Origin of the sequence: Alkalihalobacillus sp. NPDC127517 (assembly GCF_050276055.1) — a bacterium.
Lineage (GTDB): Bacteria > Bacillota > Bacilli > Bacillales > Bacillaceae_D > Alkalicoccobacillus.
This window is the reverse complement of the sequence record NZ_JBNNQX010000009.1, coordinates 12,377-32,540: the sequence shown is the minus strand read 5'-3', so window position 1 is coordinate 32,540 and position 20,164 is coordinate 12,377. Positions and strand designations below refer to the sequence as shown.

At 41.3% G+C, this 20,164-nt stretch carries 18 protein-coding genes; 5 read left to right on the top strand and 13 right to left on the bottom strand.

Annotated features, from left to right (window positions below; genetic code table 11):
- The first annotated feature begins 13 nt into the window (after positions 1–13).
- Positions 14–1,513 carry a glycogen synthase gene (locus tag ACQKKO_RS13295; RefSeq protein WP_498647947.1) on the top strand — a complete coding sequence of 500 codons (1,500 nt, stop codon included), beginning with the start codon at positions 14–16 and terminating at the stop codon, positions 1,511–1,513.
- Positions 1,461–3,827, top strand: coding sequence for a glycogen/starch/alpha-glucan phosphorylase (locus ACQKKO_RS13290; protein WP_498647945.1), 2,367 nt, complete (start codon positions 1,461–1,463; stop codon positions 3,825–3,827). Before ACQKKO_RS13295 ends, ACQKKO_RS13290 begins: the two co-directional genes overlap by 53 nt.
- On the opposite strand, the gene ACQKKO_RS13285 is transcribed toward ACQKKO_RS13290, so the two are convergent.
- The 4 genes from ACQKKO_RS13285 to nfsA are packed head-to-tail and all read right to left on the bottom strand — an operon-like array spanning position 3,822 to position 7,159.
- A complete protein-coding gene (locus ACQKKO_RS13285; RefSeq protein WP_498647943.1) occupies positions 3,822–4,547 on the bottom strand; it encodes a glycerophosphodiester phosphodiesterase in 726 nt (241 codons plus the stop codon). The two genes, ACQKKO_RS13290 and ACQKKO_RS13285, sit on opposite strands and share 6 nt — an antisense overlap.
- An 8-nt stretch (positions 4,548–4,555) precedes the next feature.
- The gene (locus tag ACQKKO_RS13280) at positions 4,556–5,188 is read right to left on the bottom strand and encodes a fumarylacetoacetate hydrolase family protein (protein WP_498647941.1); all 633 of its coding nucleotides are present in this window, start codon (positions 5,186–5,188) and stop codon (positions 4,556–4,558) included.
- Positions 5,189–5,212: 24 nt separating this feature from the next.
- A complete protein-coding gene (locus tag ACQKKO_RS13275; RefSeq protein ID WP_498647939.1) occupies positions 5,213–6,373 on the bottom strand; it encodes a pyridoxal phosphate-dependent aminotransferase in 1,161 nt (386 codons plus the stop codon).
- Between the two features lie 42 nt (positions 6,374–6,415).
- A complete protein-coding gene (nfsA, locus tag ACQKKO_RS13270) occupies positions 6,416–7,159 on the bottom strand; it encodes an oxygen-insensitive NADPH nitroreductase (protein ID WP_498647937.1) in 744 nt (247 codons plus the stop codon).
- 178 nt (positions 7,160–7,337) lie between these two features.
- On the opposite strand from nfsA, the gene ACQKKO_RS13265 reads away from it, so the two are divergent.
- Complete coding sequence (locus ACQKKO_RS13265) at positions 7,338–8,540, top strand: DUF418 domain-containing protein (protein ID WP_498647935.1); 1,203 nt, start codon at positions 7,338–7,340, stop codon at positions 8,538–8,540.
- Positions 8,541–8,593: 53 nt separating this feature from the next.
- Here ACQKKO_RS13265 and ACQKKO_RS13260 read toward each other — a convergent pair whose 3' ends face one another.
- The 3 genes from ACQKKO_RS13260 to ACQKKO_RS13250 all read right to left on the bottom strand — a co-directional run bounded on the left by ACQKKO_RS13260 (position 8,594) and on the right by ACQKKO_RS13250 (position 11,042).
- On the bottom strand, positions 8,594–9,463 hold the full coding sequence (locus ACQKKO_RS13260; protein ID WP_498647933.1) for an SDR family oxidoreductase: 870 nt from the start codon (positions 9,461–9,463) through the stop codon (positions 8,594–8,596).
- Positions 9,464–9,557: 94 nt separating this feature from the next.
- Entirely contained in the window at positions 9,558–9,827 is a 270-nt protein-coding gene (gene rpsN / locus ACQKKO_RS13255) for a 30S ribosomal protein S14 (RefSeq protein WP_498647931.1), read from the bottom strand.
- Between the two features lie 15 nt (positions 9,828–9,842).
- Positions 9,843–11,042, bottom strand: a complete 1,200-nt coding sequence (locus ACQKKO_RS13250; RefSeq protein WP_498647929.1) for a GTP-binding protein — start codon at positions 11,040–11,042, stop codon at positions 9,843–9,845.
- A gap of 316 nt (positions 11,043–11,358) precedes the next feature.
- Between ACQKKO_RS13250 and exaC the strand changes: the two genes are divergently transcribed.
- On the top strand, positions 11,359–12,876 hold the full coding sequence (gene exaC / locus ACQKKO_RS13245; RefSeq protein ID WP_498647927.1) for an acetaldehyde dehydrogenase ExaC: 1,518 nt from the start codon (positions 11,359–11,361) through the stop codon (positions 12,874–12,876).
- Between the two features lie 29 nt (positions 12,877–12,905).
- On the opposite strand, the gene ACQKKO_RS13240 is transcribed toward exaC, so the two are convergent.
- The 6 genes from ACQKKO_RS13240 to ACQKKO_RS13215 form a co-directional block, all read right to left on the bottom strand.
- Positions 12,906–13,517: a DedA family protein gene (locus tag ACQKKO_RS13240; protein ID WP_498647925.1), complete on the bottom strand. Its 612-nt coding sequence runs from the start codon at positions 13,515–13,517 to the stop codon at positions 12,906–12,908.
- A 312-nt stretch (positions 13,518–13,829) separates the two neighbouring features.
- Positions 13,830–15,059, bottom strand: coding sequence for a serpin family protein (locus ACQKKO_RS13235; protein WP_498647924.1), 1,230 nt, complete (start codon positions 15,057–15,059; stop codon positions 13,830–13,832).
- A 334-nt stretch (positions 15,060–15,393) separates the two neighbouring features.
- Positions 15,394–15,702, bottom strand: a complete 309-nt coding sequence (locus ACQKKO_RS13230) for a hypothetical protein (RefSeq protein WP_498647922.1) — start codon at positions 15,700–15,702, stop codon at positions 15,394–15,396.
- Entirely contained in the window at positions 15,695–16,273 is a 579-nt protein-coding gene (locus tag ACQKKO_RS13225) for a hypothetical protein (protein WP_498647920.1), read from the bottom strand. The genes ACQKKO_RS13230 and ACQKKO_RS13225 overlap by 8 nt, the downstream gene beginning before the upstream one ends.
- Positions 16,274–16,575: 302 nt before the next feature.
- Positions 16,576–17,748, bottom strand: coding sequence for a sporulation protein YhbH (gene yhbH, locus ACQKKO_RS13220; protein WP_498647918.1), 1,173 nt, complete (start codon positions 17,746–17,748; stop codon positions 16,576–16,578).
- 249 nt (positions 17,749–17,997) lie between these two features.
- Entirely contained in the window at positions 17,998–19,773 is a 1,776-nt protein-coding gene (locus ACQKKO_RS13215; protein WP_498647916.1) for a right-handed parallel beta-helix repeat-containing protein, read from the bottom strand.
- Between the two features lie 145 nt (positions 19,774–19,918).
- On the opposite strand from ACQKKO_RS13215, the gene ACQKKO_RS13210 reads away from it, so the two are divergent.
- On the top strand, positions 19,919–20,143 hold the full coding sequence (locus ACQKKO_RS13210) for a WYL domain-containing protein (RefSeq protein WP_498647914.1): 225 nt from the start codon (positions 19,919–19,921) through the stop codon (positions 20,141–20,143).
- Positions 20,144–20,164 lie beyond the last annotated feature (21 nt).

The window sequence follows — 20,164 nt, the reverse complement described above, 5'->3', positions numbered from 1 at the left end:
GGAGTAACCCTGTATGACTGAAAACCATTTAGATATTCTCCATGTTGCTACAGAATGTACGCCATTTTTTAAAACAGGTGGGTTAGCAGATGTGATTGGTTCGCTCCCGCAGGCCTTATCAATGCCTCGCGGAGCGGTTACTGTTATTCTTCCTAAGCATCAGTCACTCGCGAGTGTGTGGGCGGACAAATTAAACTGGGTCACCACTCTTTCTGTCTGGGTACGTTGGCGCGAGCAAGCCTGCCATGTTTTCGAGCTCGAACATCAAGGAATTCGCTATCTTTTCTTTGAGAATGAGTACTATTTTAATCGTCCTCTCTTATACGGGTGTCATGACGATGGAGAACGGTATGCGTTTTTTTGCCATGCCGTCTTAGAATGGATTTCTTCCCAAGAACATAAGCCTAATATTCTCCATTGTCACGACTGGCAGACGGGTTTACTCCCCGCTTATATTCGAGCAAAGCAATGGAATGATCACATCAAAACGGTATTGACCATTCACAACCTAGCCTATCAAGGACAATTTCCAGCAATTGTGTTCAAAGAATTACTTCATTTCGATGATTCAGCATTCTCTATTTTGGAAATGGATGGTCAAATCAATTACTTAAAAGCCGGTATTGCTGAAGCGGATAAGATCACCACCGTCAGTCCTTCCTACTCTCTTGAAATTCAGGAGCCAGCGTTTGGCTATAAGCTTGATCGTTTACTAAAAGAACGAGCGAATGATCTGATTGGCATTGTGAACGGAATTGATTTAGACGAATACAATCCACAGACGGACAAAGAGCTAATTGCACCTTATACAAATCGATCGAGCGCTTCAGATATTAACAAACGGAGTTTACAAGCAGAAGCTGGGCTATCACTTTCAATCTCAACCCCGCTCCTCGCCGTCGTTTCAAGGCTTGTTCCTGAAAAAGGAATCCAACTGTTGATTGAAACCTTACATGACATGCTTGCTCATGAGCGGATGCAAGTGGTTATTCTAGGAAATGGATCACCTGAGCTTGAGAACGGACTGTACAATTTGCAGCATCGTTATCCAACTAAGCTCTGCTTCTTCCAAGGATTTGACGAAGGAAGAGCTCGCCGGATTTATGCAGGCGCGGATCTTCTTATCATGCCCTCTCTATTTGAACCGTGTGGATTAAGTCAGCTTATTGCCTTGCGTTATGGCTGTGTGCCGATAGTCAGGGAAACAGGTGGTCTCAAAGACACAATTCAAGCCTATCAGCCTCACACTGGGACGGGGAATGGGTTCACATTCTTTAATCAGACACCTGGTGAGCTGCGCTTAACCATTCAAAGAGCTCTCTCCCACTTTCACCATAAATATCAGTGGAACAAACTAGTAGCTGGATGCGCTCGAACAGAACTCGGGTGGCAACAATCAGCATTAGAATACCAGCGTGTATATGACGGGCTTCGTAAGCAAAAAGGAGTGTTTGTTCAAGATGACAATCAACAAAGCCGAATTCAAAAAAGCATTATCGAAGCAATTAGTTAATGCAGAGTCGCGCACGCCCCAACATGTTCTTCACACCATAGCTTCCTTGATAAAAGATTATGCTCTAAGGGACGGAGAATTTGAACCATCTCAAAAGAAGCAAGTATATTATTTTTCAATGGAATTTCTTCCAGGGCGTTTTATTGAAACGAACCTATTAAACTTAGACCTGCTTGATTCCTGTAAGGAGGTCTTAGAAGCGTGTGAATATGAACCCATTGAGATATTTCAAAGCGAGTTAGATGCTGCCCTTGGTAATGGAGGGTTAGGAAGACTTGCTGCCTGCTTCTTAGATTCACTTGCCGCACTTGGCTACTCCGGTCACGGAATGGGCCTACGCTACCAATATGGACTGTTTAAGCAGAAAATAAATCACCAGCAACAAGTTGAGCTACCAGATCAATGGGTTGGTGATTCAGGCTACGCCTGGGAGGAACAGAAGTCTGACCAAGCAATTATTGTTCGTTTTGGTGGTTCTGTTCATATGAGCGAGTCGAATAACCGTCTAACATTCCATCATAATCATCCAGAAGAAATCAAGGCCATTCCTTACCAAATCCCTATTTTTGGTTACAAAAATGATCAAGTCAATGATCTTACCATCTGGAGAGCGGAATCCATGCCCTCAACGTCAAATATTGAATTTGAAGCCTATGCATCAACTAAACGAAGAGCTGAAGAGATTACTGAATTTCTATATCCGGATGACTCTCATTATGAGGGCAAGGTTCTAAGATTGCGCCAGCAGTACTTTCTTGTGTCAGCTGGAATCCAATCTATTTTATTTGAGTACCTGCAGGGAGGGGGCATTTTACAAGAGATCCCTTCCAAGCTTGCTATCCAGATAAACGATACGCATCCCACTCTAATTATTCCAGAATTCATGAGATTACTAGTGGATGAACATGATCTCTCATGGGAGGAAGCATGGAGTATTGTGTCAGCCACCGTCTCCTATACTAATCATACGTTGATGAATGAGGCACTAGAGAAGTGGCCTGTGTTCCTAGTGAATGAACAGCTGCCGCGCATCTATTTAATCATTGAAGAGATCAATCGAAGACATTGCATGGACATTGAATATCGTGGGCTTGAGGAATGGGAAAGCCTAGACGACCTTTCGATTCTCACAGATGATGTGATTCATATGGCGAGACTCGCTGTTATAGGCAGCCATACGATAAATGGAGTAGCAAAGCTTCACTCAACCATTTTGAGAGATAAACTTTTAAAATCGTTTTCGATTCGATTTCCTGAAAGATTTACTAATAAAACAAATGGAATCAGTCACAGACAGTGGCTTTTAAATGCAAATCCTTTGTTAACCGCTTTTATAACCCGATTAATCGGAGGCTCATGGAAAGAAAAACCGGAGGAACTGACAAGATTACTAGACTATGTGGATGATGATGCCGTTCTTGATGAGCTCCACTCCATCAAACAACATAACAAGCAAAGGCTAGCCGACAAAATCCTTGCTAAAACCGGCCATCAAATTATGCCAGGTTTCTTGTTTGATGTACACATAAAACGACTTCACGGCTATAAACGACAGCTGTTAAATTTGTTGCATGTCATGTATCTTTGGGATCTTTGTCACGACAAACCAGAAGCCATTAAAGTTCCACGGACCTTTCTCTTTGGAGCAAAGGCGGCTCCTGGCTATCTTTATGCTAAACGAATCATCTCCTTAATTGCTTCTGTTTCAAGTCAAATTAATGAAGATCCCGCAACAAAAGGGAAAATTCAAGTTCTTTTTCTACCAAATTACAACGTCTCACAGGCGGAGCTTATCATTCCGGCTGCAGATGTAAGTGAACAAATCTCAACGGCCTCAAAAGAAGCGTCTGGTACTGGGAATATGAAAATGATGATGAACGGGGCATTAACGATCGGCACGATGGACGGAGCAAATATTGAAATGACAGACTTAGTTTCTACCGATCATTTCTTTGATTTTGGTCTTCGGGCCCAAGAAGTATTGGCTTATGAACAGAATGGTCAATACAATCCCCGTGAAGTGTTCCATCAGGATCGTAGGCTGCAAAAGGTCCTGCATCGATTAGTGAATGGTTCACTTAAAGGAGATCAAGTAGCATTTCAGGATATCTATTATTCTTTGGTCGAAAACGGCGATGAGTATTTTCTGTTAAAAGATTTTGGAAGCTATGTGCAAGCACAAAACCAAGTACAGGAGCTATATCTCGCTCCACGTACCTGGCAGAAGAAATGCTTAATAAATATTAGTCATTCTGGTTACTTTTCAAGCGATCGAACCATTGCCGAGTATGCTAAAGAGATCTGGAAATTATAGACGATCCAGTTCTTCGCGTACGGTTAGGGCAAGATCAGGGTAGTCTGTAAAGATTCCATCACAGCCCCATGTAAAGAATTGTTTCATCTGATCCACTGAATTTACAGTATACGGTCTGAGATAGTAGCCTTTCTCTTGTAGCTCGTTTGCTTCATCCATTAACAAAGTTACTGCCTTAAAATGCACCCCTTCTACACCAAGCTTTTTCAAATACTCACTTGGGTCTATCATAGCCTGATGGATCAGAGCCGCTGACTCAATATGCGGCTTTTTTTGTTTGGCCGCGTGTAATGCTTTGTGATCAAAAGACGAGAGAATGGTCCGGTCTTCCACACCGTATTTCGCGAGTAAGGGCAAGATCAGCTCAGGAATTCCCCCCCGATCCTTTAGTTCTGTTTTCAGTTCAACATTCAAAAGGACAGGATGTGGTTCAACCCAGTGTAGAAATTCTTCAAAAGTAGGAATACGTTCAGATTGATCCTCTTTCATCTGTAGTTTCCGAAGCTCGGCAAGAGGGAAATCACAAACAAATCCTTTCCCATCGGTCATGCGATTTACGGTTCGGTCATGAATGATAACCGGGACGTGATCCTGTGTGAATTGAACATCCAACTCAATTCCGTCTGCGCCAGCTTTGACAGCCTGTTTAAAAGCGGTCATCGTATTTTCAGGATAATTCCCTGAAAACCCTCTATGTGCAAAGATCTTCGTTTGTACCATGGTCCCTCCTACTTAGTAAATGATACGGTAAAGCTACCCTTTTCCTCTTCTCCCCAAATCAAAGTGAAATGATCGCCCTCTGAAATCGGTCCGACGCCTTCTGGGGTACCCGTGAATATGATATCTCCCTCATCTAACCCAAATGCCTGCTCACACTCATCTATTAACTGTTGAAAGTTAAACAGCATTTGTGTGCTATTTCCGTACTGAACCGTTTCACCGTTCTTTTTAAGTGTGAATGTTGTGTGTTCGATGTCTTCAACGGATGGAAATGACCAAAATGGCGTAAGGATAGCTGAGTTGCGGAATCCCTTTGCACGCTCCCATGGATGTCCTTTTTTCTTTAGTGTTGATTGAAGGTCACGTAACGTTAGATCAATCCCTAGGGCCATTTCAACGACTCGATCATTTACCGAATCTGAATTAGGTGACCTACCTATCTTCAGGACAATTTCTAGTTCATGATGAATTTCTCCTTGATTATTTGGGTAGCTTAATGTCTGTCCGTCTGCTGTAGCAAGAGCATTTGTTGGTTTTGTAAAAAGGATTGGCGTATCAGGGACTTCGTTCCCCAGCTCCTTTGCATGCTCCGCATAATTACGTCCAACACAAAAAATATTCTGCACATCTTGTAACGTCATCATTCTCTCTCCCTTTAATCAATTTTAGAAAACATTTAGCTTCTCAATCCGTTTAATGGCTTCTCTAAGCTCATCTTCTTCACATAACAATCCGAGTCTTACAAAACCTTCCCCATGTTCACCAAACCCATTTCCAGGTGCAACAACAACTCTCGCCTCATATAATAGTAGATCGGCAAAGGCTTCAGAGGAATATCCTTCTGGTACAGGGAACCATGCAAAAAATGAACCAGCAGGCGCTTGACCCTCCCATCCAATTCGCAACGCTTCCTCCACTAACACATTACGCCTAGACTCATACATTTTTACTAACTTACTTACACAAGTCTGATCTGCTGTTAGTGCATGAGCTGCGGCTTCTTGAATGCCTCCAAACAAACTGCAATAATAATGATCCTGTATTAAGTTGATGGATTTAATGATTTCTTTGTTTCCGACTGCAAATCCAACTCTCCAGCCTGCCATATTATACGTCTTTGAGAGAGTCATCATCTCAATTCCTATATCCTTCGCACCTGGTGTTTCAAGAAAGCTAATTGGTCGTTCCCCATCAAACCCAATGGCTCCATACGCATAATCGTGAACAATATGAACCTGATGTTTTTGACCAAGCTTTACGACTTGCTCAAAGAACGCATCGGTCGCTACAGCACCAGTTGGATTATTTGGATAGTTTAAAAACATAAGCTTTGCGTTCGTTAAGTCATCTTCTGGGATCTCTTTAAAATCAGGCAGAAAGTGATTTTCAGGTAATAGTGGCATCCCGACCATTTCTGCTCCAGCTAGCGCAATACCTGACCAATAATCTGGATACCCTGGATCTGGTACAAGTGCCGTGTCTCCCGGATTTAAGAGACATTGACTCACTTCAACAAGTCCTGTCTTCGTTCCTGACATGATCGCTACCTCTGTCTCAGGATCAATTTCAACATTGCACTCACGTAAGTAATAATCAGCGACCGCTTGCTTCAAAAAGGGGAACCCTGAAAATGGCGCATACTTGTGATAAAGAGGGTTTGAAGATGCTTCCTTCATTTTCTCAATAATGTGAGCGGGCGTCGGTTGGTCTGGGTTCCCCTGTCCCAGATTAATGACGTCATCATGACTCTCTTTCACTTCCATAGTCTTTCGCACTAACTCAGCAAAGAATTGATCTGGTAATCTCTTAAGCGCATCACTTTTCATCGTATGTACAGATTCCCCTATCCCCTTAAATTTGTCTGCTTTTTATAGGTCAGTTAAAAAACCTTGCTTCTTTAAAAATTCATTCATGTGAGGGCGATTCGGCTTACCCATATAGTTCGCCATTTGTTCAGACCATGTTTGTTGTTTGGCATTTGTCCCGCGAGTTCCATAGTACGTATGCATTGTTTCATTGTACTCTGTTAAAGCCTGACCAACGACTTCCTCATCATATTGCTCATTAAAAACAGAAGCTTGTTTTGGTAATCGAGGCTTCTGATCAATCTCTTGGTCCGGATATCCTAAGCATAGACCCATTACAGGGAACGAGGCTTTAGGTAGCTTTAATAAGGAGGCCACTTCTACTGGATTGTTACGAATGCCACCAATCATGACTCCACCTAAACCAATCGATTCTGCTGCCGTTAAAAGATTTTGAGCAACAAGTGCTGCATCTACTGCACCAACAAGTAATTGCTCTGCTCCTCCAATTTCTAAAGACTGATCGTGTCGCTTGGTTGCTTCCCCAATACGATGATAATCCGCACAAATCACTAGAAACACAGGACAATCTGCAACCCATTGCTGTCCTCCAGTTAATGTTTTTAGTGTTTCTTTTTTCTCTTGATTGCGAATAACAATAATACTGTACGCTTGAACATGGTGCGAGCTCGGCGCCCATCTGGCTGTATCTGTAAGCATCTCTACTTGTTCCGTGCTTACATCTTGATTTGTAAATTTTCGAATCGAGCGGTGAGCGCCCATTGTTTGAATCACTTGGTTTGTCATCTTGATCATCCTCTTTCATGAAATATTCAAACTCTTTTTCTTGTAGGACATCATCACACATTTGGATGAAATTGGTGTAAACTTAGTTTTGGTGGTTACTGTCTTCTACTTTATCATGTCAAAGTGAAGATCGAAACCAAGAGCACTTTATTTGTACATAGAAAAAGGAGTTGAAAAAATGAACCAACGTTCTAACCCAACCTTAGAGCAGGATCGAATTATTACGCTCGATATGCTCCGAGGGTTTGCACTACTCGGGATCATACTGGCTAACAGCTTTCATTTCCAATATGGCTTATTGTATGAAACCAGTTTGTTTAACCAATATCCAAACGGAGGGATAGACCGCTTTGCTGAGAGCGCCATTTTAATCTTCGTTCAAGCAAGCTTTTATCCATTGTTTTCGTTCTTATTTGGATATGGCATGGCTCTACAGAAGCAACGGTTTCTTGATAGGGGTCAAAGCTTTAATGCAGTCTTTTGGCGACGTACGCTTATTTTAGGGATCATCGGTTATTTACATGGGATTTATCTTTGGAACGGGGATATTTTACTTGCCTACGCATGGACCTCAGTTCTATTATTTTTCTTTTTAATGATGCCGGCAAGAGGACTCGTGATCACAGGTTTGATCCTCGTTGGACTTATGGGCTCTTGTGCTGCTGTACCTGAATCTTTTTATGAATTTGCAGAACAAGGGGTGTCACAAGAAACAGATCCAACATATCAGTTTAATAAAGATGAAATATCTGTTTTATCTGAAGGTACGTACGGCGATACGGTTGAATTCAGGCAAACGGCAGATCCATTTGGGTTTGGCGTCTTCGGAAACATTTTCATGACTGTTAATTCAATATTTGCGGTGCTAGGGTTATTCCTCCTCGGATCTTATGTGATGAGAAAAGGCTGGATATCAGATCCACTTAATCACAAGGGAAAATGGAAAGTCATGATGTGGATCGGCCTCGCTGTAGGTTTGTTATCTAAAACGCCGATTACATTTAACAAAGATAGCAATCAACTTGAAGCTCTCCAGATCTTTATAGGTGGTCCTTTCATTACCATGTTCTTTATCTCTGCTTTTGTATTAGCAGCTACAACGGATAGAGGCAGAAAAATTCTTCAACCTCTTTCTTACGCAGGTCGCATGGCTTTTACCAATTATTTATTTCAATCACTTATTATGACAACCATCTTTTATCATTATGGATTTGGATTATTTAACTCTGTTGGTGTGTTTGTAGGTGCGCTCATTGCTATAGCCGTCTTTGTGTTACAGCTTATTCTAAGTAAGGTTTGGTTAACTTATTTTAGAATGGGTCCACTAGAATGGCTCTGGCGTGCAGGCACATACTTGCAGCTACCAAAACTCAAAAAATAAGAATAAAAAAACAGGATGCATGATGCGTCCTGTTTTTCTGTATATAGGAGAGGTTACGTGTTGACAAAATCTCCGCCATTGATATGAATAGTCTGTCCTGTCATATAGGAAGACTCATGAGAAGCAAGAAGAACATATGCACCAACATGTTCGACCGGTTGACCTGGACGACCCATTGGATTGCTTTGGCCAAACTCAGCTACCACGTCTTCCTCAAAGGATGCTGGAATGAGCGGTGTCCAAATGGGACCTGGCGCTACGCCATTTACACGGATATTATCTTTTACAAGTGATTGTGACATGGACCGAGTAAATGCGTTGATCGCTCCTTTTGTACTCGTGTAATCAATCAATGTTGGATTTCCACGGTACGGATTGATGGAAGATGTATTAATAATGGAGCTTCCAGGTTTTAAATAATCAAGTGCAGCTTTTGTAAAGTACACATATGAATAGAAGTTTGTTGCAAATGTTCGTTGAAGCTGTTCAGCAGAAAGCTCTTTTAAGCTATTCACAGGGTGCTGCTCAGCTGCGTTATTTACTAGGATATCTAATCCACCAAGCTCATTAACTGTACGCTGTACAGATTCAATACAGAAGGTTTCATCAGCTACATCCCCAGAAATCGTAATACACTTAACCCCTTCTTGTTCCACTCGTTGCTTTGTTGCCTCCGCATCCTCGTGTTCATCTAAGTATACAATAGCTACATGAGCACCTTCCTTCGCATAACCAACTGCAACAGCACGACCAATACCTGAGTCCCCCCCAGTAATAAGAGCAACTTTATCCTTTAGCTTACCTGATCCCTGATAGTCTTCATATTCATAGATAGGAAGTGGATTCATTTCATGTTCATTACCAGGTTGTTTGTCTTGTTTCTGCTTCGGAATTCCATTTGTTAATTGTTCATTTATATTCATTGTTACAGGCCTCCAATAATTTAACTCTAATTATTGGGTACCCACATTAAAGTCTACATTAAACATAAAAAAACAGAAGAAGGATAACCTTCTTCTACCAGCTCGCTTTTTTCACACCAGGAATTTGCCCTTGATGAGCCATTTCACGGAACTTAATTCGCGATAAATTAAACTTGCGAATCACCCCACGCGGGCGCCCTGTTACTTCGCAGCGAGTGGTTAATCTTGTCGGCGCAGAATCACGTGGTAATTTTCTTAATGCTGCATAATCTCCTTTTGCCTTTAACTCTTTACGAAGCTCTGCATACTTTGCGACAAGCTCCTGTCTTTTTCGTTCTTTTGCGATTTTAGATTTTTTGGCCATGTTATTTCCTCCAATTTAAGTGGTTTGTTCAGCTCTTGATACTTGCCACGGATAGGGATCGACAAATTGACTCCAATCCTGCTTCATTTCTTCATCTGTTAAAAGACAACCATCCAATTCACTAGTGATCCGTTCTTTATCTAGTTCAATTCCAATAAACACAACTTCTGTTTTCCGGTCTCCCCATATGTCGTCCCAATCAGAAAGAGTATCTGGATTCATCTGTTTATAGTAGACTTGTTCAGCCTTAGGTAAGGAAGCCACCCAATAGGCAACAGGTTCAAGTGTCGCTTGCGGGCCTGCTTGTGAAAGCATGAGTGCAAGATCATTCCGAGTCGCGCACCACACCGTTCCTTTCGCTCGAATCACTTCTTTAGGAAAATAATCAGACCATGCTTCAAATCGTTCAGAGTGAAATGGACGCTTTCGCTTATAAACAAACGAACCAATCCCGTATTCCTCTGTTTCCGGAGTATGCTCCTCAGCCTCAAGCTCCTTGATCCAGCCAACCTCTGTGCTCGCAGATTCAAAGCTAAACAGGCCAGTGTTTAGAATCTGTTTCGGATCAACCACACCGTAATTTGTCTCTACCAAACGAGCTTCGGGTTGAAGCTTTTTTAGTACTCCTTTTAAGAGGTTCAATTGCTTCTGCTCAAGCATGTCTGTTTTGTTAAGGATAAGGACATCACAAAACTCAATTTGATCGATAAGTAAATCAACAATATCTCGATCATCTGCTTCACTTACCGCTTGTTTGCGATCAAGCAAGGACTCACCCGAATGAAAATCGTGCCAAAACCGATTTGCATCCACAACCGTCACCATCGTATCTAGATGGCAATACTCTCCAAGGTTAATTCCCGTCTCCTCATCAATATATGAGAACGTTTGTGCAACAGGCACTGGCTCTGAAATTCCAGTTGACTCAATTAAAATATGATCAATGTTTCCCTGTTTCGCTAATCGCTCAACCTCAATTAACAAATCCTCTCTTAACGTGCAGCAAATGCAGCCATTTGACATTTCAACCAGCTTCTCTTCCGTACGGTTGAAGCCACCCTGTTCAATCAAATCAGCGTCTACATTGATCTCACTCATGTCATTCACAATCACTGCAACCCGGAGTCCCTCTCTGTTCGATAACACATGGTTCATCAACGTTGTTTTCCCCGCACCTAAATAACCACTCAACACAGTAACAGGTATTGTTGACATAAGCATTTCCCCTCTCACGAACTCAAATCGTAACAATTACGAATTATACACCTGGCCCATCCGAATGTAAAGCGTAATTGTTTCGATTTATACTAGATCTACTTTGTGAGTGGTGAACTTTAGATCATTCTCTGACATCTTTGTTGATTCCTACCTCTCTTCGTCGATACCGCCTTCTCTTCATCGATTCCACCTCCTCCCCCAAACCTCTTAACAAAAAATTAATCCTATCCAAATAAAATTAAGCGCTTACACAACTTCCTAAAAGGGTATACAATGGAGGTGGTTCAAATAAATGACGTTGGAGGGATTTCTTATGGTTTACAAACAGCCTGGAACGACCGACTCTGTGGTTACATTTAAGGAACAGTACGACAATTTTATTGGCGGAAAGTGGACAGCCCCTGCGAATGGTCGCTATTTTGACAATGTCTCTCCGGTGAACGGTGAAGTCTTCTGCAAAATTGCAAGGTCTTCTTCTGAGGACATTGAGTTATCACTCGATGCCGCACATGAAGCGAAGTCAAGCTGGGGGAAAACCACTCCAACTGAACGTGCGATTATTTTAAATAAGATCGCCGACCGAATTGAAGAGAATCTTGAAAAACTGGCCGTTGCTGAAACGTGGGACAATGGAAAAGCGGTACGAGAAACGTTAAATGCAGATATTCCTCTAGCAGTTGATCATTTCCGATATTTTGCCGGGGTCATTCGTGCGCAAGAAGGGTCTCTCAGCCAGATTGATGAGCAGACGGTTGCCTATCATTTTCATGAGCCGCTTGGTGTGGTTGGTCAAATTATTCCTTGGAACTTCCCAATACTTATGGCTGTTTGGAAGCTGGCACCTGCACTTGCTGCAGGTAACTGCGTTGTCCTTAAACCGGCCGAACAAACCCCAGCCTCCATTTTAGTGTTAATGGAATTAATTGAAGACCTTCTGCCTGCCGGTGTGATTAACGTTGTAAACGGTTTTGGAGAAGAAGCAGGCAAACCTCTCGCTTCTAACAAACGAATTGCCAAAATTGCCTTTACCGGAGAAACTACAACAGGACGCCTCATTATGCAATATGCGTCAGAGAACCTCATTCCAGTCACCCTTGAGCTTGGTGGTAAATCTCCAAACATCTTCTTTAAAGATGTCATGGATCAAGATGATGCGTATCTTGATAAAGCAATTGAAGGTTTTGTCATGTTTGCACTAAATCAAGGAGAAGTATGTACATGCCCATCACGAACACTCATACATGAATCCATATATGATCAATTTATAGAAAGAGCGCTGAAGCGAGTGAAGGAAATTACATCTGGAAATCCACTCGATCCAAACACAATGATTGGGGCTCAAGCCTCTCAGGAGCAACTCGAGAAAATTACATCCTATCTTGAAATCGGAAAAAATGAAGGAGCCGAATGTCTTATCGGGGGCGGTACACGCCAGGTTGACGGTATGGAAAAAGGCTTCTACGTTGAGCCAACTATCTTTAAAGGCAACAATGAGATGAGAATTTTTCAAGAAGAGATCTTTGGCCCTGTTTTATCTGTCACCACCTTTAGCGATGAAGACGAAGCACTAGCCATTGCAAACGATACACTTTATGGACTTGGTGCCGGGATTTGGTCTCGTAACATTAACACTGCCTATAAGTTTGGTAGAGAAATTCAAGCTGGACGAGTCTGGACAAACTGCTACCATGTCTATCCTGCACATGCAGCCTTCGGCGGATACAAGCAATCTGGTATTGGCCGTGAGAATCACAAGATGATGCTTGAACACTATCAACAAACGAAGAATCTGCTCGTTAGCTATAGTGAAGACGCGCAAGGATTTTTCTAAACAAGATCAAAAAAGACAACATCTTCTACTCAGATGTTGTCTTTCTTCAGTCTTCTACTCTTTATAATTTTATAGATAATATAGATGGCTAGCCCAGTTATTATTAGGTAGACAATAGGCATCGTATATTGCTTGAAGAGTGGACCTGCCTGTTCCCAGTTCTCACCTAACGTAAAACCTATGTATACATATAGTGCAGTTATAGGTAGGATGGCGATAAATGTATAAACGCTAAATTTCAAAACATTCATTTCGCTTATCCCACAAGGAACAGAGATCGCCGTACGAACGACGGGCAAAAACCGACCAAAAAAAGCCACCCCTGCACCATATTTTTCAAAAAAATGGTCAGACGCATTTATTTGTTTTTCTGAAACGAGAAAGTACTTTCCATATTTAATAACCATGGGACGCCCACCCCACTTCCCAAGGTAATAAAGGGTTAATGGACCAATCGTTCCTCCCACTGCTCCAGCTATAACAACAAGGTAGTAGTTAAAATCTCCTTCATACACCCAGAAGCCCGCTAAAGGCAACACCACTTCTGCAGGAACAAATTCAAAACACAACGCTAGCATAATACCAAAATAGGAAAACCCTTTTAAGAATTCTACAAATGCCATAATGTACTCTGTAAGCATGATTGAACCCTTCCTTTTCTCTCTCTCAAAAAGATCGCCGTTCACATTTCTCTAGTGACAATCCTACTTAACACTCATTTTTAAATTATATACAACGATTATGAATTTCATGTAAATTGTTTATGTGACTTTGCGGAGTTTCATACCTAACGCAATCATTAAAGCTCGGCACAAGTATCTCAAGGAAAAAGATCGCTACCTTACCCATCGACGAATAAGGGAGTTTAGTACTCGCAAACATATAATAGAAAGCAAAGCCGATTGCCGTTAAAAGAAGACCATTTCCATTTAATATTCTTTTAAATCTAGATCTCATGGCTCAATCACAGGCCGAACGACAGATCCCATAAAAACAATCGTTTCTGTTTCTTCATCAATAATTGAAAACAAAAAAGGCCGGTCTACGATAAATTGCTTTTCAACAATTGTAGCTGATTCTATTATTGCAGCACCAGTAACTGCCGCTGCCTCTGTTCCTTCTTCATCTACGTTGATGTACGTTTTCTGGAACACCTCATCAATTTCGTGACTGGATCCTTCACCAAATAGCGGTGATGTATTCAAGCCTTGATTAAATAACATTCCCATACCCATCTCTGTTAGGATATCTTCTAGATCATACTCCCTTTTAAATGTAAAATTGGGCAATTGAAGGTCCACTTCTGAACGGCTCCAATCTCCGTCTACAAACATGGAAAAATCCAAATCGAATGCTACTTCTTCATATGCACCTGTGTCAGGCAATACCACAATCATAGACAACCCCTCATCTTGATAAGGAAGCTTGACCGCTTCAAACGAAGATCCCTCTAGGTATTCAAAAGTCTCTGTTTGCTTCATCATTGGATGCTCAATTTCTTCGCCGTCTAACATATAAAAAGAACCTGGACTCGTAAGATGTTTTTCAAACGGTTTCTCCCAATCTGCATCAAGATAAACGGCATTTACAAGGTATGCAATGACGTTGGATGGTACTTCATCTACCAGCTCTTCAATCAATCCGTTCGTTTTCTGATGAACCCAATTGTTTAACTCCTCAGCTGGGTTTGTTACTTTTAGCTCGTGAGCTTCACCGTTATAATAGGTGCCTATCATTTCTTTAAAGCTATCCTCTACGGCTAAATGATCTCGATGCCAAATCGAATTAGCGGTTTTCACATCAGAAAAAGGTAGGTCATCTAGGGATTGAATGGTTTGTTGAACAGATTGATTAAGTGCTTCTAGATCGGTTTCATTCACATGTAATGCTTCAAGAAGCTCCTCTCGATCTGACCCGCCAAGTCCATTCGCTAACATATACAAAAGCACCTGCAAACTGTATGGAGAGATCATCACATTTTGGTCCATCTCTTCTTGAAGAATTGCCTTAAAAAACGCATCTGATGTTGCGAAATGAGCTGAAGATACGTCTGAATCTACATTTACTGAGTCTCTAGCTGGACTAGCTGCAGGAGTCGTTGGATCATCATTATGACTTGTCCCACCACAACCAGAAAGCAGCATAACCATGAAACAGATTCCAAAGGGTAACACTCTCGACATGTCTCGCACCTCCTCTCTAGTACTTTCTACAGACAGTCTTCATTCCCCTACAATCTTTATTCTTTCTTTAGAAAGAATTAGTAGAATAGGAAAATAACACGAGATGGAGGTGGGCGATTGTTTCAACATGTAAAACAGTGGCTGATTGAAAGTGCGATCTATATCTTTTGTTTACTTTTTTTGCTAACGAGTTTTAATTATTTATGGAATTCCTTCATCCCACTCACCTTTGAAGCGCCGTTACAACTTTTTATCTCGCCTTTTATCTTGTTAATCGCTTATTACTTAACGAGGCTGCTTCGTGAATGGATCAGGTTCTAATCAGGTAATGACTCTAAAAAATTGTACCGATCTCTGCTTTCTTCTGTCTAAAGATATCCGCCAAACTAATTTGGTCAATTTTAGTCTCTTCAACAAACGCCTCATTTCGATCAGCATAATAGTCACTGAGTTGATGTTTTTGATGCCAAAGTACTCTACCTTCCTTCATATGAGCAATAAAATATTCTACACCATTGTATGTAAACTCAATTTCTCTACCCTGATCTAATAAATACAAAAGATGATCATAACTAATGCGATCATTAAGTTTTAAATTGTCGGTTAAACGATCATAGTATTCAGAGTCTCTATGACTAGTCATTTTTCTCTCCTCTTTTCATTTCTCTAAAGATCCTACGTACTTCTTTCATTACTGTTTTCTTGGATAGCTCTGGATGATTCTCACGTATCTCATTTATGCAGTCAACAATGGTTTTCTCATGTAATAGGTGTTTGATTTCGTTCTCAATATTCGACTCGATCTCATCTTTTTCCTCTTCTTTTTCTGGTGATTTAGCAACAAGGAATCCTACGAGAGCATGAACACTAACAATCAAAACCATAAGAGATACCGAAAGTTGAACCGAAGTAAAATAAGACTGTAAAACGGCTAGAACCCCTAAGCTTAATAGAAAATCTATACCAACTAACACTATTATTGGTGTCTTTAGATCAAATAGATTTCCTAGCACTCCCATAAACCCATCAACAACGATACTTAAAATAAAACCCACAATATAGAACATCAAGAGCAAGAGTAAAAGCTGCGTTATATTTATAATTGGACCACTGAGAAAATAAATGATCAGTACGTCTATGATGATGAGTGGTGATAAAAGAATCATTAAAAAAAATGTTATCGCCACTGAAGATTTTAATTTATGTATCAGCATGCATGCACCATCTAGTTTTTATACTTATTGCTTTTAATCAGATGTACGGTACAATACACCCAAGCCTTTTTTCAGGAGGAATGTATGTCTTTTTTTTAAGAGATTGTCTATCTTCGGTATTGGACTCTATTTGGTCTGGTTCTTAGTCTGGCTCATAGGAGATCAAGTTTTTTGGCTGATGTTACTTTGGGTTTCTTCTATAACATTTACTATCTGTTTTGTAGTTTACAATACTTACTTGTTCATGCAAAGAAGACAAAGAAAGTAACAAAAAAAAACCCGGCCAAGCCGGGTCCCCTCTCCTATACACTCACTTCTTCGTATTCCTTTTTGAAAAATTCCTTCATCGCATGATACACATCGCCTTGTTCTTTTAAAATGTAGTGTCTGAAGCGCGGATCGTCGATGTTTTTGTAGGCGCTCATAAGAGTTGAATGCCTAGAGTATTGATTGACCTCACCATATCCGAACATACTGGATACATTCATGAGTTGATTCACTAGTTTCACACAACGGGCATTGTCGCTCGTGAGATTGTCTCCGTCTGAAAAGTGGAATGGGTAAATATTATAGCGGCTTGGATCGTATTTGGCATCAATGATTTCAAGTGCTTTGCGGTAAGCAGATGAGCAAATGGTTCCTCCACTTTCTCCTTTTGAGAAAAAGTCTTCCTCTGTTACTTGTTTGGCTTCGGTATGGTGCGCAATAAACTCAATATCTACTGTCTCATATTTAGTCCGTAAGAATCTCGACATCCAAAAGAAAAAGCTTCGTGCCATGTATTTTTCAAATCGACCCATAGAGCCACTCGTATCCATCATTGCAATGACAACGGCTTTGGATTCTGGCCTTGTCACTTCTGTCCATGTTTTAAAGCGGAGGTCGTCGTTCGAGATCGGGTTAATCCCTGGTTTGCCACTTAGCGCATTTCGTTTGATCGCTGAAAGAATCGTTCTGCGCTTATCAACGTTCCCCATTAGTCCTTTTTTGCGGATATCGTTAAATGAAATGTCCTCAATCAGGATTTCGTCTTCTTCTTTTTTCTGAAGGTTAGGAAGCTCAAGCTCAGAGAATAAAAGATCCTGCAGCTCGGCTATTGAAACTTCTGCTTCATAATAATCTTCACCAGCTTTGTCACCTGCGCCTTGGCCTTTTCCGGCTCCTTGTTGCTTTTGGGCATTTGGATCCTTTGCCACGACGTCACCAACCTTTGAGTCACCTTGCCCTTGACCCACATGTTTGTTTTTATCATAGTTATATCGAATTTTGTATTCATCTAATGAACGAATGGGAATGCGAATCACATCTTTGCCATTCGACATAACGATGCTTTCCTCACTTACTAAATCAGGCAGATTACGTTTAATGGCTTCCTGCACCTTTTCCTGGTGTCTTCGTTGATCCTGGTAGCCTTTTCGGTGGAGGGACCAATTCTCCTGAGACACAGCGAACCCTTGATAGTCATCTTTTTTCACATGTTTCCCTCCTTAAATATATCAATAAACAGATCTGCCTTTTATGCACACATTCAGGCGTTTCAGCATATAGTAAGATGGAATCAGTCCAAGATTTAAAAGTAGGTCGTTTTTTAGTGATTACCTTATCCTATGCAGACAAGTGAAAGAGTTGCCAAAAAATTCTGATCAACCTTAAAAAGCCTCATCCTTCCTTTCTACATGGCAAAAAGGGACAACCCTCATCTGAGGATTGTCCCTTCTATTGCTTCATGAATTCGTTCCGAGTCTTCTCTCCAGTTCTTCAACTAAACCAACAATCTCAGCAGTTCGGGCTTCTTTTTCAGCCAGGTCCTCTGCTTTTTGAATTCGTTCAAGCGTCTTCTCATCAAGGTTTGAGAGACGTTCTTCTTCGTGACGCTTAAATGCTGCATAATCAGCTAAAATCTCTGCTCCTTGTCCCACAATTTCAGCTGCGCAGTTTCCCTCCAGGATGATTGTTTCGATGTGATCTGGAAAAAGACATTCCTCAATAATGGGTGCGGATTCGTGAATGTGAATCGCGCACGCCCCTCCTTCTGTGATCGTTGTATGAGATACATGGGGCCTACTTTCTCCCGTTATTTCAATTTGCGCTAGTCCATGTCCAACAATGGTACACTGCTCAACTTGTCCTTTTGCATGCTCTAAAAACCAAACCGCATTCGATGGACTTTCTGATATAGTGCACTGCTTAAAGTGAGGATCTGCACCCTCTCGTACGATCACTTGCGGGAATTCAGGTCCATGGCGGTACACTTCGCAATGAGAAATGACTCCTTTGCTTTCTTCAAGGAAATGCAATCCATTCTCATAGCCTTCGTACACTGAGCTAGTATCCATCTCTAAATAGCTCTCTCCCGCTACAACCACTTGAATTTGCTGATGGCCATAGATGTTTGATTGAAGAATACTCGCAGAAGATTGTTCAGTTAACCACACACCATAATGCTCACCATGATGAATGGAGGAGCGTTCCAACCGGGCATGGCCTTGTTCGGATACACAAATCTGTGGTAGAAAATGATCGGCAATTTCACTATCAGCTATATGTGCCTCGCCGCATTCAGTCACAAGAATGGCGTTACTTTTCCCACTTAGAATAGAACAGTGCTTCGCATGAAGGGCACCACCCCTTACGTGAAGCTGAGCTTGCAGGTGAGCGGACAGGCGCGATTGATGAAGATTAAGGGTGGAGCCATTACTAATCACACATCCAATATCTGAACTATGCATCGTTGAATGACTAATCGTTGCCGTGCTGTCTTCAAGCTGAATTTGTGTGCCTACATTTTTATATAGTTCCACATCATTCATTAGCAAGCTGCCACCTTGAACGTCAATCCCCCCATTGCCGCCTTCGTAAATACGACTGGACAAAACATTAAGCTCTGCATCCTTTTGCACACGAATTTGAGCGTACTCTCCAGAATGACCAAAGATGGAGCAGTCTTCAAGCGTTACGTTTGTTTGCCCCTTTAGGAGCATGGCTTCTTTTTTTCCTTGAAGTATATGCGTATGCTTTGATTTTAAGTCAGCACCCGGGTAAAGAATCACTTGCGTAGATTGTTGGTTTGATAGTGCACAAAAATGCATCTGCACTTTCCCTTGGGAAAGAAGCGCGTGTTGATTATTTTGGATGATGACATCTCGTAACGTGGCTTGGCAACTCTTCTTCACCATAAGGGCTGATTCACTCATTCGATTGATATCACAGTTCTCAAGAATTAGAGATCCCTCTTGAACAAAGATACCAACTTCATCATCTTGAAGAGTCATATTTTTAATGGTTACCTTGGCTCCATTTTTAATAACAAAGGAGCCTTCTAAAACAACGGAGTCTTTTGTATACGCACCGCAAATCGTTACTGATTTATGTATAAAATACTTTCCTTTATATGTGGCTTTATCAAGGCGAATCGTTCCACCCTCTTCAACAAGCTCAAGTGCTTGTTTTACATTTTTATATTTTGACAAGATTTTCTGAGACACGGTTATGGCTTCCATACAATCCACCTCACTTAGCCCTCATTATAAGGCAAATACCATTTTGCTGTCCAAGTTGAATCAATAAAGAAATGTATTCCAATTGAGTAAATAGAGTTGTTCAAGAACTTATGTTCGCATATACTTTGTTAAAGGAGGTGATGACGTGTATACGTCTCAGCTAACAAAAATGTGTTTAAGTAGAACACGGATTGAGCTTATGTACCTTTCAAAGTCAAATGAAATCAGTCATCGAGTCATCACACCAGAGTCCATCTCGAATGGGATTCTCTCTGCATATTGCCATCACAAGAAGCAAATGAGGCGTTTTTCCTTAGATCGTATTCTTTCCTATGCGCCAGTTACACAACGTTACTCAAAGTCCGGATAAACCAACAAAAAGCTGGCTATC

What these genes read in the sequence shown, in the direction of transcription:
- ACQKKO_RS13235 (WP_498647924.1), bottom strand. Translation starts at nt 15,059, where the DNA reads ATGTCGAGAGTGTTACCCTTTGGAATCTGTTTCATGGTTATGCTGCTT.
- ACQKKO_RS13260 (WP_498647933.1), bottom strand. Translation starts at nt 9,463, where the DNA reads ATGAATATAAATGAACAATTAACAAATGGAATTCCGAAGCAGAAACAA.
- ACQKKO_RS13230 (WP_498647922.1), bottom strand. Translation starts at nt 15,702, where the DNA reads ATGACTAGTCATAGAGACTCTGAATACTATGATCGTTTAACCGACAAT.
- ACQKKO_RS13250 (WP_498647929.1), bottom strand. Translation starts at nt 11,042, where the DNA reads ATGTCAACAATACCTGTTACTGTGTTGAGTGGTTATTTAGGTGCGGGG.
- ACQKKO_RS13280 (WP_498647941.1), bottom strand. Translation starts at nt 5,188, where the DNA reads ATGACGTTACAAGATGTGCAGAATATTTTTTGTGTTGGACGTAATTAT.
- exaC (WP_498647927.1), top strand. Translation starts at nt 11,359, where the DNA reads ATGGTTTACAAACAGCCTGGAACGACCGACTCTGTGGTTACATTTAAG.
- ACQKKO_RS13285 (WP_498647943.1), bottom strand. Translation starts at nt 4,547, where the DNA reads ATGGTACAAACGAAGATCTTTGCACATAGAGGGTTTTCAGGGAATTAT.
- ACQKKO_RS13240 (WP_498647925.1), bottom strand. Translation starts at nt 13,517, where the DNA reads ATGCTTACAGAGTACATTATGGCATTTGTAGAATTCTTAAAAGGGTTT.
- ACQKKO_RS13290 (WP_498647945.1), top strand. Translation starts at nt 1,461, where the DNA reads ATGACAATCAACAAAGCCGAATTCAAAAAAGCATTATCGAAGCAATTA.
- ACQKKO_RS13275 (WP_498647939.1), bottom strand. Translation starts at nt 6,373, where the DNA reads ATGAAAAGTGATGCGCTTAAGAGATTACCAGATCAATTCTTTGCTGAG.
- rpsN (WP_498647931.1), bottom strand. Translation starts at nt 9,827, where the DNA reads ATGGCCAAAAAATCTAAAATCGCAAAAGAACGAAAAAGACAGGAGCTT.
- nfsA (WP_498647937.1), bottom strand. Translation starts at nt 7,159, where the DNA reads ATGACAAACCAAGTGATTCAAACAATGGGCGCTCACCGCTCGATTCGA.
- ACQKKO_RS13295 (WP_498647947.1), top strand. Translation starts at nt 14, where the DNA reads ATGACTGAAAACCATTTAGATATTCTCCATGTTGCTACAGAATGTACG.
- ACQKKO_RS13215 (WP_498647916.1), bottom strand. Translation starts at nt 19,773, where the DNA reads ATGGAAGCCATAACCGTGTCTCAGAAAATCTTGTCAAAATATAAAAAT.
- ACQKKO_RS13265 (WP_498647935.1), top strand. Translation starts at nt 7,338, where the DNA reads ATGAACCAACGTTCTAACCCAACCTTAGAGCAGGATCGAATTATTACG.
- ACQKKO_RS13225 (WP_498647920.1), bottom strand. Translation starts at nt 16,273, where the DNA reads ATGCTGATACATAAATTAAAATCTTCAGTGGCGATAACATTTTTTTTA.